Genomic DNA, 17,127 nt, shown 5'->3' with positions numbered 1-17,127 from the left:
CTAGGTTTTTATTATCCAACAGACATGAAAAGTGCCATAAAAAATCTTGTTTTGCTTGCATGAAATTTCAACCTTGTGGGTCTCCGTTTACATGGACAAACAAAGCAAAAACCAAACCATCTTCCTTAAAGATTGGGCTTTGTTTTTCTGCTTTTAATAGCCGAACAATACCTGTTTTTATTTCTTTTTACTGTAAATTCTGCAAGAAAAAATCATGTTTTTTAAACAACTGATTATTTTTCAACAGACTGTAATTTTGACCTTGCAGTCAATCTATAAAAATCAAGTACATAAAACAATCAAGCAAAGCTTAAACTCCGCTTGGGCCACAATCCTTTTTATTGTTTGATGGCTAATAATCTTTCCTCTTGCATATCCCGAATCGCAGAATGAATACCTTCTCGACCTAGGCCAGAATCCTTCACACCGCCATAGGGCATATTATCGACACGGAAAGTCGGGACATCGTTAATAATCACACCTCCAACATGTAAATGATCCCATGCATACAGCATTTTATTGAGATTTTGCGTATACACACCTGCCTGCAAACCAAAACGACTTTGGTTAATCGTGGCAATACCCTGCTCAAAATCTTTAAATTTTTCTAAGATCGCCACTGGACCAAAGGCTTCATCTTTATAGATTTCCAGCTTGGCATCTACATTTTCCAGCAAAGCAGGTTCAAACAGCATGCCTTGTAAACTTCCTCCTATTAATATTTTTGCTCCTTTTTTCTCGGCTTTATCCAGCCATTTTTTTAAGCGAACAGCTTCTGCTTCTTTGATCATCGGCCCAACCACAGTGCCACTTAAACTTGGGTCATCTGCCTTGATTTTTTTCAATTTTGCGATGAGTTTCTTTTTCAGATCAGCATAGATATCGGCATGTACTAAAATCCGCTGCACACTGATACATACTTGCCCCGCATGACCATAAGCCGCAGCAATTAAGCGGTCAATTAAAGCATCATCAATCACGGTATCCGCATCAATCAACACTGTGGCATTGCCACCCAGTTCCAAGGTTACTTTCTTGCGACCTGCACGTGCTTTCATGTCCCAACCGACCTGATCTGACCCTGTAAAGCTGAGTAATTTAAAGCGGTCATCGGTCACTAGAATATCTGCTGCTTGGCGATCGCATGGTAATACCGACCATGAGCCTTTCGGTAGTTCTGTTTCCGCCAAAACCTTTGCAATCATTAAAGCACTGATTGGGGTCAAGCTCGCAGGTTTCAGCACAAATGGACAACCTGCTGCAATTGCAGGTGCAATCTTATGAGCGACTAAATTTAAAGGGAAATTAAACGGACTAATTAAGGAAATTGCACCAATTGGCACTTGTTTGACCATGCCACGAAAACGCGCGGCAGCGGGTGTGACTGCCAATGGCAGCATACGACCATCATCCAGCTGCGTGACTGCGTCGGCTGCCAACTGGAAGGTATTAATTAAACGTTCCACTTCTGCACTCGCTGCACCACGAGGCTTACCACCTTCCGCAATCAGAACTTCAGTCAGTTCCTCACGCAGTTCATTAAAGCGTTTTACACAATGCAGCAAAATTTTCTGCTTTTGAAAAGGCTTGAGTGCTGCCATTTCCTCTTCTGCTTTTACCGAAGCCGAAATGGCTTTTTCAAGGACCTTCGCATCAGCCAATGCCACACGCGCATAGACCGTCGTTCGATACTTATCATGGACTTCCAACCACTGACCTGTTGTAACGGCTTTTCCTGCGACGTAAAGCGGATAATCCACTACATTCTGTGCATCTGTCATTATTCTTGATCTCGTTATAAAAATTTAAAATTAGACTACTGCATATTTTCCAAGATCACTATATGATTCGCCCATTCACTGATGAATTCACAACAATTCATTACGGTTTTTTGAAATTTATTAGGACAATGCAATGAAAATATTAAAAATATCAATGCTTGCTTTAGGGACAAGCTTTTGTGGTCTAGCGCAAGCGGATGTGATTGGTGTAAAAGGTGATCTTAGCTACTGGAATTACAACGGTGAAGCTAATATGGCTGCGCAAACATCAGCACCAGATCAAGACCTTGATCGTAAAGGCTCTGCGCAAGTTTCGCTTGCATTTGAACACCCAATTCCACTGATTCCAAATGCAAAAATTCGCTATGTGAATTTAAAATCGCAGACTGAAAATAAAGTTGCTGGTCAACCAGTCTATGACCTCAACATCGATCATACCGATTTCATTTTATATTATGAGATCTTAGACACCATCGTAAATGCGGATGTCGGCCTCGGTGCAACCAACCTGAATGGCGATGTAAAAACACTGGGTTTAAGCAAAACAGATATCGATAAAACAGTCCCTGTGATTTATGGATCTGCAGGTGTAAAACTGCCTTTCACAGGTTTAAGTGCCAAAGCTGAATTGTTATATAGCAATGTCAACGATACCAAAATCACCGATGCTCAAGCTGAATTACAATACAACTTTATTGATAATTTATTGGTCGATGTTGGTTTAAAAGCGGGTTACCGTATTCTCGATATCAAACTAGATGATTACGAAAAAAATGACCTTAAATTTAACTTTAAAGGTCCCTATATCGGTTTAGATATTCATTTCTAAGACTTGAATGAAACAGAAACGGAATCTATTGATTCCGTTTTTTATAGCCCATCATTTTATAAATCTCAATTGATGTACGCCAAAGCCTACAACAATCGCAGCGATTGGCGAATATCCCAACTAAAACTTTTCCCCTATCATATAAATCATAGAGAGACAGGAAGTCTCATTGAGAATAATAAAACACACAGGACGTGGTCGTTAATAGGATATCAACGACATAAACTGAATATGAAGAAGCCCCGTCAGGATGATGGGGCTTCTTTTTATCTGCTGTTTTTTTTATATGCAAGCTAAAGACTTTTTAAGTACTCAACGATTTCGGCATGCTCTGCCATTTCAGCAAGCTGTAGCGCACTATATTCGCCTTTATAAGCGACATTTGCACCTCTACTCACCAACAGCTTCACTATGGACAAATGATCGTTCTCAGCAGCGGCCTGTAACGCACTATAGCCTTCGTCATCGGTCTGGTTTGGGTCTATCCCCTCTGCCAATAGTTGCTCTACTTGTTCCACATCACCAAGTGAAGCCCAATAGACTAGCTCAGGAAGATGCAGTTCATCATCATCTTCAGGGAGTGGTGAAAAAGAGTTGAGTTTCATCTATTTCCTCTGATTTAAAAATGAGTGTTCTCTCCATAACAATTACGGGAGCAACATATTCACTAAGCTCTTTACGATAGAGCTCTACAAAACCTTGCCTTGACCAAAATGCGAACGCAGGTTCATTTGATTCAACCACTGCAATTCTCAACCGATCACATCCCCAAGTATTCGCAAGACCCGAAATAAAATTGACTGCTTGTGGACCATAGCCTAAACCTTGATGAGACTCTATAAACAATAGCAGTCCAATAAATACTATTGATGACTCGGGATAACCTTGCAGAATATCAATACAACCAATCATCTGTTCTTTATGATAAATCGCGTAAAAAAACTTTGCAGTAAATGGATGTCCACTAGGTACAGCTTTTAGATCGTTTCGAGCAGCATTTTTCTCTGCGCTATATCCTTGAATGAGTTTAAAATAATTTGGAGTAGCCTCAAATACAGCTTGAATACCGGCTATATCAGCTTCATTAGCTGAACAGAGAAGACGATAACTCAGCATATAGTTAAATATCCTGATGCTTTAAACACGAATAGCTTTTCCTTACACCACATTAAAGCTGTACCCCATTCACAATCGACCAATGATAGGGCATCAACTCTCTTAAAGGTTTAAATAATAATTTGTTCTCAGCTGTACTAACTGCGACTAGAACATCGCCACCCCAATAGGAAAGACGCTCTTGGCAGATCCCACAAGGCGTTAAAATGAGAATATTTGAATGTTCCGACTCTCTACATATACAGAGGGAATGTGTAATTTTTTCATTGATTTTATGTGCCTCCAAGCATGCCCCGACTTCCATACAAAGTGATAAAGCATCATTTCGTGTTTCAGGGGCAACACTGAGTAGAATTTTACCGCTCTCTGTGGCGAGTGCCGCAACACCGCCCCAACCTTGAGGATAACGTCTCTCCATGAAGTCTTTCGCAGCTTGAAATAGCTTTTGTTGCATCTTATCTCCACATAATTTCGCAATTCTTATTGTTCATATCTCATAATTGTTGTTTCTACAGTATGGTGATTGGCTTGATGCAGTACTTTAAAACCATGCTTTTGATAAAGTGTAATATTATGGCTTTCACATTGTAAATAGAGCATGGTTACGCCTAATTCTTTGGCTTTTTCTTTTGCCAATAAAATCATTTGACTTGCAACACCTTGCCCTCTCCATAAGGGATCAACAAAAATCCCACCGATCCAATGCTCATATTCTGGATAGTTTTTATTCTCTCGTAGCTTAAGTTCTAAGGCACCGATCAATTCATTTTCATGATGAGCTACGATTGCTAAGGGAATAACATCACGATTAACTACTTTTTCCAGCACCTTGTGGTACATCATTTCTTCGGTGATCTGTAAAGAGAGATAAGCCCATTCGTTATAGTACCACTTTGCAATTTTTCCAACCGCCTCAGGGTGATCTATGAGCAAAGAAATTTTCATTGTATTGTTAGTTTTAAGAATGATTTAACCGAGTTTAGCCGATATATTCTAATATTTTTAGTTCCGCACAATAAAAAACACCCCCTCTGCGATAGCGGAGGGGGTGTTTAGATTTAAAAGCTGGCGATGACTTACTCTCACATGGCAAGTGCCACACTACCATCAGCGCTAAGAGGTTTCACTTCTGAGTTCGGGAAGGGATCAGGTGGTTCACTCTTGCTATTGTCGCCAGCAAACTGTTTTGGTTTTGGGTGGTCTTACGTTTTTTGCCACTTAGTACCGAAAGAGTTATTAACGGATTAGTTAATTGAGTCGGTATTGTAACTAGATTTCACACTAAATCAAGTTATGTATTGAATTTATCTTGAATACAACAACTGTTTGGGTGTTGTATAGTCAAGCCTCACGAGCAATTAGTATTGGTCAGCTTCACACGTCACCGTGCTTCCACACCCAACCTATCAACGTCCTAGTCTCGAACGGCTCTTTAGAGGAATAAATTCCTAGGGAAATCTTATCTTGAGGTAGGCTTCCCGCTTAGATGCTTTCAGCGGTTATCCCTTCCGAACATAGCTACCCGGCGATGCGACTGGCGTCACAACCGGTACACCAGAGGTTCGTCCACTCTGGTCCTCTCGTACTAGGAGCAGATCCTCTCAAATTTCCAGCGCCCACGGTAGATAGGGACCGAACTGTCTCACGACGTTCTAAACCCAGCTCGCGTACCTCTTTAAATGGCGAACAGCCATACCCTTGGGACCTGCTTCAGCCCCAGGATGAGATGAGCCGACATCGAGGTGCCAAACACCGCCGTCGATATGAACTCTTGGGCGGTATCAGCCTGTTATCCCCAGAGTACCTTTTATCCGTTGAGCGATGGCCCTTCCATACAGAACCACCGGATCACTAAGACCTACTTTCGTACCTGCTCGACTTGTGGGTCTCGCAGTTAAGCGCGCTTTTGCCTTTATACTCTACGCGTGATTTCCGACCACGCTGAGCGCACCTTCGTACTCCTCCGTTACTCTTTAGGAGGAGACCGCCCCAGTCAAACTACCCACCAGACATGGTCCTCGCCCCGGATTACGGGGCAGAGTTAGAACCTCAACATTACCAGGGTGGTATTTCAAGGACGGCTCCATTGGAACTAGCGTTCCAACTTCAAAGCCTCCCACCTATCCTACACAAGTAAGGTCAAAGTTCAATGTCAAGCTGCAGTAAAGGTTCACGGGGTCTTTCCGTCTAGCCGCGGGTACACTGCATCTTCACAGCGATTTCGATTTCACTGAGCCTCTGCTGGAGACAGCGCCGCCATCATTATGCCATTCGTGCAGGTCGGAACTTACCCGACAAGGAATTTCGCTACCTTAGGACCGTTATAGTTACGGCCGCCGTTTACTGGGGCTTCGATCAAGAGCTTCGCTTACGCTAACCCCATCAATTAACCTTCCAGCACCGGGCAGGCATCACACCCTATACGTCCACTTTCGTGTTTGCAGAGTGCTATGTTTTTAATAAACAGTTGCAGCGGCCTGGTTTCTGTGGCTGCCAATAGCTCAGGGAGCAAGTCCCATCACCGTCAGCAGCGTACCTTCTCCCGAAGTTACGGTACCATTTTGCCTAGTTCCTTCAGCAGAGTTCTCTCAAGCGCTTTGGTCTACTCGACCTGACCACCTGTGTCGGTTTCGGGTACGATTCCTGTGTAACTGAAGCTTAGAGACTTTTCCTGGAAGCATGGTATCAGCCACTTCACTGTACAAGTACAGCTTGCTATCAGTTCTCAGCATAGAGTACCCCGGATTTGCCTAAGATACATGCCTACAACCTTCCACCTGGACAACCAACGCCAGGCTGACTTAACCTTCTCCGTCCTCTCATCGCATTACACAGAAGTATTGGAATATTAACCAATTTCCCATCGACTACGCCTCTCGGCCTCGCCTTAGGGGTCGACTCACCCAGCCCCGATTAACGTTGGACTGGAACCCTTGGTCTTTCAGCGAACGGGTTTTTCACCCGTTTTGTCGTTACTCACGTCAGCATTCGCACTTCTGATACCTCCAGCATACTTCTCAATACACCTTCATCGGCTTACAGAACGCTCCCCTACCACTTGACTAATGTCAAATCCGCAGCTTCGGCACATAGTTTTAGCCCCGTTACATCTTCCGCGCAGGCCGACTCGACTAGTGAGCTATTACGCTTTCTTTAAAGGGTGGCTGCTTCTAAGCCAACCTCCTAGCTGTCTATGCCTTCCCACATCGTTTCCCACTTAACTATGATTTTGGGGCCTTAGCTGGCGGTCTGGATTGTTTTCCTCTTGACTACGGACGTTAGCACCCGCAGTCTGTCTCCCGGATAGTACTCATTGGTATTCGGAGTTTGCATCGGTTTGGTAAGTCGGGATGACCCCCTAGCCGAAACAGTGCTCTACCCCCAATGGTATTCGTCCGAGGCGCTACCTAAATAGCTTTCGGGGAGAACCAGCTATCACCAGGCTTGATTAGCCTTTCACCCCTATCCACAAGTCATCCCCTGGCTTTTCAACGACAGTGGGTTCGGTCCTCCAGTTAGTGTTACCCAACCTTCAACCTGCTCATGGATAGATCGCCTGGTTTCGGGTCTATACCCAGCAACTAAACGCCCTATTAAGACTCGATTTCTCTACGGCTCCCCTATGCGGTTAACCTTGCTACTGAATATAAGTCGCTGACCCATTATACAAAAGGTACGCAGTCACCGAACAAGTCGGCTCCCACTGCTTGTATGCATGCGGTTTCAGGATCTATTTCACTCCCCTCACAGGGGTTCTTTTCGCCTTTCCCTCACGGTACTGGTTCACTATCGGTCAGTCAGGAGTATTTAGCCTTGGAGGATGGTCCCCCCATATTCAGACAAGGTTTCACGTGCCTCGCCCTACTCGTCATCATTGTGTGTGCCCTTTCGTGTACGGGAATATCACCCTCTACGTTCGCACTTCCCAGAGCGTTCCACTAGAACACACACAACTTAATGGGCTGCTCCCCGTTCGCTCGCCGCTACTAAGGGAATCTCAATTGATTTCTTTTCCTAAGGGTACTGAGATGTTTCACTTCCCCTCGTTCGCTTCATAAGCCTATGTATTCAGCTTATGATACCCGCCTTATAGCGGGTGGGTTCCCCCATTCAGAAATCTCCGGATCAAAGGATATTTGCCGCCTCCCCGGAGCTTTTCGCAGGCTATCACGTCTTTCATCGCCTCTGACTGCCAAGGCATCCACCACATGCACTTAATTACTTGACTATACAACCCCAAACAGTCGTTAACACATACAAGTGAGTGTTATCGTTGCAAACTTAATTGCTACTGGTTTGTTGTCTGTGAACTTAATCACCATACAGCTTCAATCTAAATTCATATACCAAAACGCTTGATTCAGTGTTTTTGCTAGTTCTCAATTTCATTCTTTCGAATGAATTGAGTGAACAATTTATTTCAGACTCAATTTTCTAATCTGTTAATGATTAACTACCACCTCGTCGGTGAGTAGTAAACTGTGATAAATCACAGAAGTTAATAAACTAAGATCTTTCGATCTTCTTATTTATTAATTTCTATAAGCTATCTTGGAATTTAACTTTCGTTTTCTACATTACTTCGTAATGTATGGTGGAGACTAGGAGAGTCGAACTCCTGACCTCCTGCGTGCAAAGCAGGCGCTCTACCAACTAAGCTAAGTCCCCAGCTTATCATTTAATGAACGACATATCTTTCAATCTAAGCTACTGCAATCAGATTTGGTGGGTCTGACAAGACTTGAACTTGTGACCCCACGCTTATCAAGCGTGTGCTCTAACCAACTGAGCTACAGACCCTCAGATACATCTTCGAAGAACAACTTGTTGTGGATTCTTACCGATCGTCAATCTTTCGTTAAGGAGGTGATCCAGCCGCAGGTTCCCCTACGGCTACCTTGTTACGACTTCACCCCAGTCATCGGCCACACCGTGGTAAGCGTCCTCCTTGCGGTTAGACTACCTACTTCTGGTGCAACAAACTCCCATGGTGTGACGGGCGGTGTGTACAAGGCCCGGGAACGTATTCACCGCGGCATTCTGATCCGCGATTACTAGCGATTCCGACTTCATGGAGTCGAGTTGCAGACTCCAATCCGGACTACGATCGGCTTTTTGAGATTAGCATCCTATCGCTAGGTAGCAACCCTTTGTACCGACCATTGTAGCACGTGTGTAGCCCTGGTCGTAAGGGCCATGATGACTTGACGTCGTCCCCGCCTTCCTCCAGTTTGTCACTGGCAGTATCCTTAAAGTTCCCGGCTTAACCCGCTGGCAAATAAGGAAAAGGGTTGCGCTCGTTGCGGGACTTAACCCAACATCTCACGACACGAGCTGACGACAGCCATGCAGCACCTGTATGTAAGTTCCCGAAGGCACCAATCCATCTCTGGAAAGTTCTTACTATGTCAAGACCAGGTAAGGTTCTTCGCGTTGCATCGAATTAAACCACATGCTCCACCGCTTGTGCGGGCCCCCGTCAATTCATTTGAGTTTTAGTCTTGCGACCGTACTCCCCAGGCGGTCTACTTATCGCGTTAGCTGCGCCACTAAAGCCTCAAAGGCCCCAACGGCTAGTAGACATCGTTTACGGCATGGACTACCAGGGTATCTAATCCTGTTTGCTCCCCATGCTTTCGTACCTCAGCGTCAGTATTAGGCCAGATGGCTGCCTTCGCCATCGGTATTCCTCCAGATCTCTACGCATTTCACCGCTACACCTGGAATTCTACCATCCTCTCCCATACTCTAGCTTCCCAGTATCGAATGCAATTCCCAAGTTAAGCTCGGGGATTTCACATCCGACTTAAAAAGCCGCCTACGCACGCTTTACGCCCAGTAAATCCGATTAACGCTCGCACCCTCTGTATTACCGCGGCTGCTGGCACAGAGTTAGCCGGTGCTTATTCTGCGAGTAACGTCCACTCATCCTAGGTATTAACTAGAAGAGCCTCCTCCTCGCTTAAAGTGCTTTACAACCAAAAGGCCTTCTTCACACACGCGGCATGGCTGGATCAGGCTTCCGCCCATTGTCCAATATTCCCCACTGCTGCCTCCCGTAGGAGTCTGGGCCGTGTCTCAGTCCCAGTGTGGCGGATCATCCTCTCAGACCCGCTACAGATCGTCGCCTTGGTAGGCCTTTACCCCACCAACTAGCTAATCCGACTTAGGCTCATCATTTAGCGCAAGGTCCGAAGATCCCCTGCTTTCTCCCGTAGGACGTATGCGGTATTAGCATTCCTTTCGGAATGTTGTCCCCCACTAAATGGCAGATTCCTAAGCATTACTCACCCGTCCGCCGCTAGGTTAGGTAGCAAGCTACCCTTCCCCGCTCGACTTGCATGTGTTAAGCCTGCCGCCAGCGTTCAATCTGAGCCATGATCAAACTCTTCAGTTTAAAATCATTAGTAGCTTATGGCTACAAATCTTGGCTCATCAATTTTCTGACTAAAAATTCGCTCAAATAAACTTCGAGAAATTTCTACCATTCAATCAATGAAATATTTTCGATCGATCAATCAGTAAAAATCCACACAAGTTGTTCTTCTATTCTCTTAATGATCTTCTCGATGATTCGTCATCATCAAGCTAGGTCGGCTATATTACTCTAAATTTCTTCAAAGTCAACAGGTAATTTAGATATTTAGCAAACTTATCAATCAAACCAAGAATCTAACCTTTCTAGCCAAATCCTTGTTTCTCAACAAGTTTTTATCTGCATCACCGCCGATGGATGTGCATTCTACAGCATTTCAGGGCAGACACAACCCCCTTTTTTATTATTTTCTTTTGCATGTTTCTTTTTTCTACAAAATCAGTGTTTTCGTTGTTTTTATCAGCTATTTACGTATAAAAAGCAGGCTCAGGGCCTGCTTTTTATTATTTTCATTTCGATTTAGTCAGTGAAAGTCACACGAGCAATGGCTTTTTTACCCGACTGGATGATTAAAGTAACATTCTCTTTTACAGAGAAGCTCATATCAACCACATTCCAGTCAACTTTTACTGCACCACGACCTACGGCGTCTTTTGCTGCCGCTGCATTTGGGTTTAAGCCCGCCACTCGAAGAATAGTTGCAATAAATAACTCACCACCAAACTCACCGCGAGAAATGGTTACTTCTGGTGTATCTTCTGGCACTTCGCCTTCTGTTACACGGTTACCTGCACTCTTATGCGCATTTTCAGCTGCTTCTGCATCATGGAAACGTTCAACCAACTCAAGCGCCAAGATACGTTTGATCTCTTGTGGGTTACAACCTGCGGCCATTTCATCCAGCAAAACTTTGATTTCATCAAGTGACTTAAAGCTCAGTAGATCAAAGTAACGTTCAATCAAGCTATCTGGCATCGACAGGATTTTTTGATACATCGCGCCTGGAGTATCAAATACACCAATATAGTTGCCTAAAGATTTAGACATCTTATTCACGCCATCTAAACCTTCAAGAATCGGCACAGTAATGCAGACTTGAGACTCTTGACCATAACGACCTTGTAAAGTACGGCCCATCAATAAGTTAAAGGTCTGATCTGTACCACCTAACTCAACATCTGCCTCAAGTGCAATCGAATCATAGCCTTGTACCAAAGGATACAGAAACTCATGAATCGCAATCGGTTGATGATTGTTATAACGCTTAGTAAAGTCATCACGTTCTAACATACGTGATACGGTTTGCTGGCTTGCCAATTGAATCAGATCAGCCGCAGATTTTTGATTAAACCATTCTGAGTTAAAACGAACTTTGGTTTTATTTGGATCTAAGATTTTAAAAACTTGTTCTTGATAGGTTTTTGCGTTGGCAATTACTTGCTCTTGTGACAACGGCGGACGTGTTGCGCTTTTACCCGTTGGGTCACCAATCATAGCGGTATAGTCACCAATCAAGAAAGTGACTTCATGTCCCAAATCTTGGAAGGTTTTTAATTTATTAATTAGAACCGTATGTCCTAAGTGTAAATCAGGAGCCGTTGGGTCAAAGCCTGCTTTTACACGGAGTGGACGATTCTCTTTCAGTTTTTTCAATAAATCTTCTTCAGAGATAATCTCGTGCGTGCCTCGTTGAATGAGAGCAAGCTGTTCTTCGGCTGGCAAGAAATTTGACATCACAAAACCTAAACACATCAGTTATTCAATTTGTGCGATATACTAACATTTTTTCAGCATCTTGCAGGATAAGTTGTATATGAGCGCGATCTATATTGGTGTAATGACAGGCACGAGCATGGATGGTGTTGATATTGTTGCAACTTCATTCGACCCTTTAACGCTGCATGCCACACTAACAGTGCCTTTTGAGCCTGAATTACGTGATGAATTGATGGCGTTGACCCTGCCAGATGACAATGAAATTGATCGTATGGGCAAAGCCGATGTCGCTTTGGCGCAAATGATTGGGCATGGCATCAATCAACTGATTGAACAAAATAATTTAGATCGAACTCAAATTAAAGCCATCGGTTCACATGGACAAACTATTCGTCATCGCCCTGAACATGGCTTCACTTTACAAATTGGTGATCCCAATATCATCACAGAAATCACACAACTGCCTGTGGTCTCGGATTTCCGTCGTCGTGACATGGCCGCAGGTGGTCAAGGTGCACCTTTAGTGCCTGCTTTCCATCAAGCACTGTTTCAACATGACAGCATTCACCGCGTGATTTTAAATTTAGGTGGCATTGCCAATGTCAGTATGTTACCTGCAAATAATTTAGACGGCGTATATGGTTTTGATACCGGCCCTGCCAATATCTTGATGGATGCGTGGTGTCATCGCCACACAGGACATCCTTATGATGAAAATGGCGATTGGGCAGCATATGGCAATCCAATTCGTTCTTTATTGGATCGTTTGCAGAATCATGAATTTTTCGCTAAAGAGCCTCCGAAGAGCACAGGTCGTGAAGACTTTAATTTAGAATGGCTCGATGAGCAGCTCAGCGATTGGCGCAATGATCTGGAATATGATGAACTGGAAGATACGCCAGAAAATATTCAATCCACGTTGATGAAGCTCACCACACGCGCCATCAAAAAAGCGATTTACCGTAGCAAAGAAACTATGCCGACTGGTGAAATCTATGTTTGTGGTGGCGGTGCCTATAATTCACATTTACTTGAGCAACTCCGTTGGCGCTTACGTAAGCATAATTGGTCGGTACAAACCACGGATGCACTTGATTTAGCTCCAACATGGGTAGAAGCGACCGCTTTTGCGTGGTTAGCCATGCGTTTTGTACAGCAACTCAGTGGCAACTTACCTGCGGTGACTGGTGCAGCTGGAGATCGTATTCTCGGCACCATCACCATGGTATAAAGCACGCAAAACAAAAAAGCTTCTCAATTGGAGAAGCTTTTTTTTACATCAAAAAACCGATTAAATCGAAAAAGATGATCCACAGCCACAAGTTGTGGTCGCATTCGGGTTTTGGATCACAAAACGTGAGCCTTCCAATCCTTCAAGATAGTCTACAACTGAACCTACGAGATACTGATAGCTGAGCGAGTCAACCAAGACTTTCACATCACCATTGCTGAACTCAGCATCATCTTCATTGACACTTTCAGCGAAGTTAAAGCCGTAAGAAAATCCTGAACAACCACCACCCGTTACATAAACACGTAACATAAGATCGTTATTGCCTTCACTTTCGCGTAGTTGGCGAACTTTTTTGGCAGCATTATCTGACAATTCTAGAGCTTGGGCGTTCATGATGGACTTTCCTCAACTTCACTTCGTCTTTAATAAATAAAAGACCCGATATTCAGTATAGCATACTCAATATCGGGTCTGTATTTGAAGTTTAAAGTGTGGTTAAAGACTTTTTATACGATTATTTGTAGTTCTCGTCTTGTAAGCCACATTCAAAATTCTTCGCGTCTTCACGGCAACGGAATTGCCATAACAATTTCATCATGCGCTTGTCATAGATTCCTTTAGCGGTCAGATTAATGCGTGCTTCACGCATTAACTTTTGGTAGCCAGGTTTATCCGCAGCTGGCACTTCCATCCAGTATTTTTGTGGAATATCGGCTTTCATTTTCCCCAAAATACCAAAGGCACGTGGTAACTGTGCTTTTACCCATTCTCGAGATTTTTGACCAAAACCAGCTGGAAATTTATCAGGATGGATAATTAAATTACCCGTGACTTGCAGAATTGGATAATTGACAATCGCCCCTTTGGTTCCTAAACCTTTATGTAGTTCTAAAGGCTTAAATGCTGCAGCTGGCGCACCAATAATATCGACCTGACCATTATTGAACTTAGCGCCAAAGTTCGTAATATCTGAGCTTACCGCTTGTGCACCAACTTGTGATGCCATAATTTTTTGTGCTTCATCGTAATCTAAAACAGCGATTTTCTTACCTGCAGCTTTGGCCACCGTATTGATATTACGGTCATTCACAAGTAAGTAAGCATCCCCCACGGGTATTACACCTACGACTTCATACTTGCCATTGACCATCGCTTTGGCAAAAGCTGGACTGGCTAAGCCCTGCATAACTTTCACAGCAAGCTTGAGATCAGTAATTGCACCAATCGCATCTAACGAGCCAGTAAATTGATTAAACTGACGACCACGCATTCCCGTGATACTCACACCATCACATTTTCCTGCTTTAAAATCTTCTGCAATCACCGCTTCATTCGTTCCAACTTTAAGCTCAATATCAGCACCCCAAGTTTTTGCAGCAAGCTGATAATCCTTCATCAATGCATAGACATCGCCACTTTTACCCACGATATCGAATACACAAATTGTCTGTTTTGCCTGAGCACCTGCAGATACGGCTGCAACCCCTGCGGCAAGTAATAGAGTTCTAAACCATTGCATTTTATTCTTCCTTTGCATCTATGCTGATTGTTGTTAAATCCCAATCAAAATCAAAAGATTGGCACATATCTTGTGATATGGATTAACCAATAAATATATGTTTTTATACAGCCATGTTTAATCATCCTGATTCAAACATATTTTTAAATCTCACGATTTCATTTAATTTTTTATATCTTTGTATGATTACGGTCTTTGCAAATCAAGACAATGGCTGAAATGACATCTTATAAAAAACAAAAAGCCTAGATTAATCTAGGCTTTAAGTCTTGGTTATGGCGATTATGGATTATTCACCCGGTAATGCACATTCAAAGTTCGCTTTATCTACTGAACAGCGCGCTTTCTTCAATACAGACATCATACTTGCATCGTAAATACCACGTTTGGTTAAGTCTAGACGACCGTCACGCAATAACTTTTGGTATTTCAAGTTATCTTCTGCACTTAAATTCATTTTGTACTTCGCTGGAATCTCAGCTTCATAACGCTTGATCATAGCGAATGCTTTTGGAAGTTGCTTCACAAAGTAATCACGAGATTTTTGACCAAAACCAGCTGGGAATTTCTCTGGACGAAGAACAAGATCCGCAGTGACTTGTAGTACAGGGAAGTTAAACATTGCACCATTTGAACCTAAGCCTTTGCTTAACTCTAATGGTTTGTAAGCATACGCAGGCGCACCCACCATATCTACTTGGCCGTTATTAAATTTAGCAGCAAAGTTAGAAATATCAGAAAGTACCGCTTGCGCGCCTACACGTTGAACCATGATTTTTTGCGCATCGTCATAACCCAATACAGCGAATTTTTTACCCGCTGCTTTTTCAATTGAGTTAATGCTCTTGTCACGTACGAAAATGTAAGCAGCACCTAATGGTGCAATACCACCGATTTCATACTTGTTACCACCCAAATTGGTGGTCATTTTCGCTGCATTACGAGCATCCAATACATAAGTAATTGCACGTTGTGCAACTTCATTGCTCGGTGCACCGCCCAATGAATCGACTGAACCTGCAAATTTGTTATATGGACGAGCACGCATTGCTGTCATCGCAACAGCAGCACATTTACCCGCTTTGAAGTTATTGTCTGCAACCTGTTCATCCGTGATTGCAAGTAGGTTGACATCAGCGCCCCAGCCTTTCGCTGCGAGTGCCCAGTCTTGCATCATTTTGTATGATTCACCTGACTTTCCTAATAAGTCGAATACACACACATCTATTGCTGCTTGAGTAGAAGCAGATACACCAAAGATCGAAGTTGCTGCAAGAGCAAGTGCAATTTTTTTCATATTTTTCATCCTTTCACAAACTTTATGTTTGTCTCCTTGTTCGAAGCAAATATTAATCATGTTTTTTGAAAAAAAATAGAGCTTATACTCTATTTTTATGACTAGATTGTTTACTTTTTACCCTCTTTTATCTATTTCTATTATTTTCATAGGCAATTTTGTTATATATGCCTAATTTTATGTATAGATTTAGATCTATGCAGTTATTCTCCTTTTTTATTCACCACTCAAAGTACACTCAAAGTTGGTCCGTTCAACCGTACAACGGGCACGCTTCAGCACATTCATCATACTCGCATCGTACACGCCTTGCTTGGTTAAATTCATACGCCCATCCCGTAACATTTTTTGGTAACGAGTTTTATCTTCATTGGTCAAAGTAATCTTTTTGGCATTCATTCCCGCTTCTAAACGTTGCACCATGGCAAAGTTGCTCGGCAGTTTATTCACAAACCATTGACGTGACTGAGTACCAAAACCATTTGGAAATTGTGTAGGGCGAATAATCAAGTCACCCGTGATATTCACCACTGGGAAATTAAACAATGCACCATTGACCAGACCTTTACTGATTTCTAAAGGTTTATACGCATAAGCAGGTGCGGCAATCACATCCACTTGCCCACTATTAAATTTTTTCACAAAATCAGAAATATCCGAGGGCACAGCGACCAGATCGATACTTTCAACTATGGCCTTTTGCGCTTGATCATAATGCAGATAGGCAAATTTTTTGCCTTTGGCTTTTTCAATGGTGTCGATCTTTTTGTCTCGAACGAAAATATAAGCCAGCCCAACTTGGATAATTCCTGCAACTTCAAATTTATCACCATTCACCGTTGCAGTTAAACGATGCTGATTACGTTTATCTAGCACGTAGGTAATCGCCTTTTGCGCAATCGCATTACTGGTGACTGCTCCAACGGCATCAACCGAGCCTGCAAATTTATTATATTTACGCGCACGCATCGAGGTCATATAGACCCCATCACATTTACCTGCATCAAAATCTTTTTCTGCTTTTTCTTCATCTTGATAAGGAATAAGCTCAACATCCCCCTGCCAAGTTTTAGAAGCCAGCTTCCATTCTTCAATCAGTTTATAAGACTCCCCAGCCTTACCCAATAAATCAAAAACACAAATTTGTTGTTTTGCCTGTACAGGAGTGGTCATGACAAATAGAGCTGCAGTGCTCAATGCCCAAAGTCCTTTTTTCATCTTGTTTTCCCTTTATTGCTTTATTGCACAATTTTCCATCA

12 protein-coding genes, 2 tRNA genes and 3 rRNA genes are annotated in these 17,127 nt (G+C 43.1%); 2 read left to right on the top strand and 15 right to left on the bottom strand.

Annotation, left to right across the window (positions count from 1 at the left end; translation table 11 throughout):
• Positions 1-338: 338 nt before the first annotated feature.
• Positions 339-1,781 carry an aldehyde dehydrogenase family protein gene (locus NDN11_RS00130; protein ID WP_251110424.1) on the bottom strand — a complete coding sequence of 481 codons (1,443 nt, stop codon included), beginning with the start codon at positions 1,779-1,781 and terminating at the stop codon, positions 339-341.
• Positions 1,782-1,914: 133 nt separating this feature from the next.
• On the opposite strand from NDN11_RS00130, the gene NDN11_RS00125 reads away from it, so the two are divergent.
• Positions 1,915-2,610 (top strand): TIGR04219 family outer membrane beta-barrel protein, encoded by a 696-nt coding sequence (locus tag NDN11_RS00125; RefSeq protein ID WP_251110423.1) that lies wholly within the window; start codon positions 1,915-1,917, stop codon positions 2,608-2,610.
• 293 nt (positions 2,611-2,903) lie between these two features.
• Here NDN11_RS00125 and NDN11_RS00120 read toward each other — a convergent pair whose 3' ends face one another.
• From NDN11_RS00120 to tyrS, 10 genes are all read right to left on the bottom strand, one after another.
• Positions 2,904-3,215 (bottom strand): ankyrin repeat domain-containing protein, encoded by a 312-nt coding sequence (locus tag NDN11_RS00120; protein WP_251110422.1) that lies wholly within the window; start codon positions 3,213-3,215, stop codon positions 2,904-2,906.
• A complete protein-coding gene (locus NDN11_RS00115; protein ID WP_251110421.1) occupies positions 3,184-3,726 on the bottom strand; it encodes a GNAT family N-acetyltransferase in 543 nt (180 codons plus the stop codon). Before NDN11_RS00115 ends, NDN11_RS00120 begins: the two co-directional genes overlap by 32 nt.
• Before the next feature lie 52 nt (positions 3,727-3,778).
• A complete protein-coding gene (locus NDN11_RS00110; RefSeq protein ID WP_167248403.1) occupies positions 3,779-4,180 on the bottom strand; it encodes a cytidine deaminase in 402 nt (133 codons plus the stop codon).
• Between the two features lie 26 nt (positions 4,181-4,206).
• Positions 4,207-4,671 carry a GNAT family N-acetyltransferase gene (locus NDN11_RS00105; RefSeq protein WP_251110420.1) on the bottom strand — a complete coding sequence of 155 codons (465 nt, stop codon included), beginning with the start codon at positions 4,669-4,671 and terminating at the stop codon, positions 4,207-4,209.
• Positions 4,672-4,789: 118 nt separating this feature from the next.
• Positions 4,790-4,904: ribosomal RNA gene (gene rrf / locus NDN11_RS00100) — 5S ribosomal RNA — on the bottom strand.
• Between the two features lie 159 nt (positions 4,905-5,063).
• Positions 5,064-7,954 (bottom strand): 23S ribosomal RNA (locus NDN11_RS00095).
• A 364-nt stretch (positions 7,955-8,318) separates the two neighbouring features.
• A tRNA-Ala gene (locus NDN11_RS00090) sits at positions 8,319-8,394 on the bottom strand.
• Between the two features lie 55 nt (positions 8,395-8,449).
• Positions 8,450-8,526, bottom strand: a tRNA-Ile gene (locus NDN11_RS00085).
• A gap of 59 nt (positions 8,527-8,585) precedes the next feature.
• Positions 8,586-10,123: ribosomal RNA gene (locus NDN11_RS00080) — 16S ribosomal RNA — on the bottom strand.
• The 16S, 23S and 5S rRNA genes sit together here with 2 tRNA genes alongside, the layout of an rRNA operon.
• 498 nt (positions 10,124-10,621) lie before the next feature.
• Positions 10,622-11,854, bottom strand: a complete 1,233-nt coding sequence (tyrS, locus tag NDN11_RS00075; protein WP_251110419.1) for a tyrosine--tRNA ligase — start codon at positions 11,852-11,854, stop codon at positions 10,622-10,624.
• A 61-nt stretch (positions 11,855-11,915) separates the two neighbouring features.
• On the opposite strand from tyrS, the gene NDN11_RS00070 reads away from it, so the two are divergent.
• Positions 11,916-13,049, top strand: a complete 1,134-nt coding sequence (locus tag NDN11_RS00070; RefSeq protein WP_167251604.1) for an anhydro-N-acetylmuramic acid kinase — start codon at positions 11,916-11,918, stop codon at positions 13,047-13,049.
• A gap of 60 nt (positions 13,050-13,109) precedes the next feature.
• On the opposite strand, the gene erpA is transcribed toward NDN11_RS00070, so the two are convergent.
• From erpA to NDN11_RS00050, 4 genes are all read right to left on the bottom strand, one after another.
• A complete protein-coding gene (gene erpA, locus NDN11_RS00065) occupies positions 13,110-13,445 on the bottom strand; it encodes an iron-sulfur cluster insertion protein ErpA (protein ID WP_130163104.1) in 336 nt (111 codons plus the stop codon).
• A gap of 121 nt (positions 13,446-13,566) precedes the next feature.
• The gene (locus NDN11_RS00060) at positions 13,567-14,571 is read right to left on the bottom strand and encodes a putative solute-binding protein (RefSeq protein WP_251110418.1); all 1,005 of its coding nucleotides are present in this window, start codon (positions 14,569-14,571) and stop codon (positions 13,567-13,569) included.
• Positions 14,572-14,860: 289 nt separating this feature from the next.
• Positions 14,861-15,868 (bottom strand): putative solute-binding protein, encoded by a 1,008-nt coding sequence (locus NDN11_RS00055; RefSeq protein WP_167251600.1) that lies wholly within the window; start codon positions 15,866-15,868, stop codon positions 14,861-14,863.
• 216 nt (positions 15,869-16,084) lie between these two features.
• The gene (locus NDN11_RS00050) at positions 16,085-17,086 is read right to left on the bottom strand and encodes a putative solute-binding protein (protein WP_167251599.1); all 1,002 of its coding nucleotides are present in this window, start codon (positions 17,084-17,086) and stop codon (positions 16,085-16,087) included.
• Positions 17,087-17,127: the final 41 nt, after the last annotated feature.

Source organism: Acinetobacter sp. C26M (assembly GCF_023702675.1).
Classification (GTDB): Bacteria; Pseudomonadota; Gammaproteobacteria; order Pseudomonadales; family Moraxellaceae; genus Acinetobacter.
This window is presented reverse-complemented; position numbering and strand designations above follow the sequence as displayed.